Here is a 1,645-nt window from a genome sequence, read left to right as displayed (position 1 = left end):
CGGCGGGTTTGAGCCATGGACGACTACGTCATCACGGTGCTGTCGAACATCGGCATGATCTCGTTCATCGCGCTTTCGGCCTACCTGCTGCTGGTGACCGGCGAGGTATCCTTCGGCCAGCAGGCCTACTTCGGCATGGGCGCCTACGCCGCCGGCGCGGTGACCACGATGCTTCTGCTGCCCATCTGGGTGGGAATTCTCGTCGGCGCGTGCGTCGCGGGAGCGACCGCGATGGTCGTGGGCGCCCTGACCCTGCGGCTCAGCGGCCTGTACTTCTCGATTTCGACCCTGGCGTTCGCGGAGATGGTGCGCCTGATCCTGTTGATCGTCCACTTCCAGGTCGAGGTCGAGGGGGAGCTGGTGGGGCCCGCCGGCGCCGAGGGGTTCCACGGCATCCGCTGGATGTTCGAGCGCGACCTGAGCCTGGCCCACTTCATGCTGCTGATCTACGGCCTGCTGGCGCTGGTGCTGATCGTGCTGCTGCTCATCGAGCGCTCCCGTCTGGGTTCCGTTTTCAGAATGCTCGGCTCGGATGACCTGCTGGCGGAGATGCAGGGCCTGGACACCGTCCGCTACCGCATCCTGGCGGCGGGCCTGGCCGGTGTGATCGCCGGCATCGGCGGCGCCCTCTACGCCCACTTCACCACCTACGTGGAACCGCAGTTCTTCAACGTGATGCTTGGCGTGCATGCCCTCGCCTACGGTCTGATCGGCGGCCTGGGCACGGCGTTCGGCCCATTCATCGGCGTGGCCCTCGACATCGGTTTTCTGGAAGCCGTGCGATTCATCCAGGGTTACCGGATGATGGTGTTCGGCGGTCTGGTAGCGGTATTGCTGATCTTCATGCCGCGGGGAATCCTCGACGAGGAACGGGTGCACCGGTTGAAGGCGCTGTTCCGGGGACGAAGCCATGCTGGCGCTCGGCGGCATTGAGAAACGTTTCGGCGCCTTGGCCGCCCTCGCCGGGATCGACCTCGGGGTGGAGACCGGAGACGTCCTGGGCATTGTCGGGCCCAACGGCTCCGGCAAGACCACGCTGCTAAACATCGTGACCGGCGTGTACCCGCCGACGGCGGGAAGCGTCACCTTCCAGGGCAAGGACATCACGGGATGGGCCGGGCACCGTATCGCGCGCCTGGGCATCGCGCGCACTTTCCAGAACGTCCGGCTGTTTCCCACCATGACCGTCTTCCACAACGTGTGGGCCGCGCAGCACAGCCGGACCTCCGGCGGTCTGCTCGGCCTGCTCCGCGGCCGGCCGGCGGCAGGGGGCAGGGACGCGCGGAGAGTCGACGAAGCGCTGGAGCAGGTGGGCCTCCTGGGAGACCGGGAAGTGCTGGCCAGGCACCTGCCCTTGCCGGCGCGGCGGCGACTGGAGGTGGCGCGCGCGCTGACCGTCGACGCGAGGCTGGTGCTGCTCGACGAGCCCGCGGGCGGCATGACCCCGGCCGAGACCGCGGACATGGCGCGGCTCATCCGTGAAGTCGTGGCCCCGGGCCGGACCTGCGTGGTGATCGAGCACAAGATGGCCCTGATCGCGGGCGTGTGCAACCGCCTGTGCGTGCTGGATTTCGGCCGCAAGATCGCCGAAGGACTCCCGGACCGTGTGCTTGCCGACGCCCGGGTCCGGCAAGCCTATCTGGGG

The 1,645-nt window shown here is 67.9% G+C and carries 2 protein-coding genes; both read left to right on the top strand.

All coding sequences use genetic code 11. The annotated features are described in order from the left end of the window. The first annotated feature begins 15 nt into the window (after positions 1-15). Positions 16-933, top strand: coding sequence for a branched-chain amino acid ABC transporter permease (locus tag OXF11_12085; GenBank protein ID MCY4487833.1), 918 nt, complete (start codon positions 16-18; stop codon positions 931-933). Beyond that, a partial coding sequence (locus OXF11_12080) for an ABC transporter ATP-binding protein (GenBank protein ID MCY4487832.1) occupies positions 911-1,645 on the top strand: 735 nt, incomplete at its 3' end. The genes OXF11_12085 and OXF11_12080, both read left to right, overlap by 23 nt.

Source organism: Deltaproteobacteria bacterium (assembly GCA_026712905.1).
In the GTDB taxonomy this organism is placed as follows: domain Bacteria; phylum Desulfobacterota; class Binatia; order UBA9968; family JAJDTQ01; genus JAJDTQ01.
Note: the sequence above shows the minus strand (reverse complement) of the source record. Positions and strands in the feature narration are given on the sequence as shown.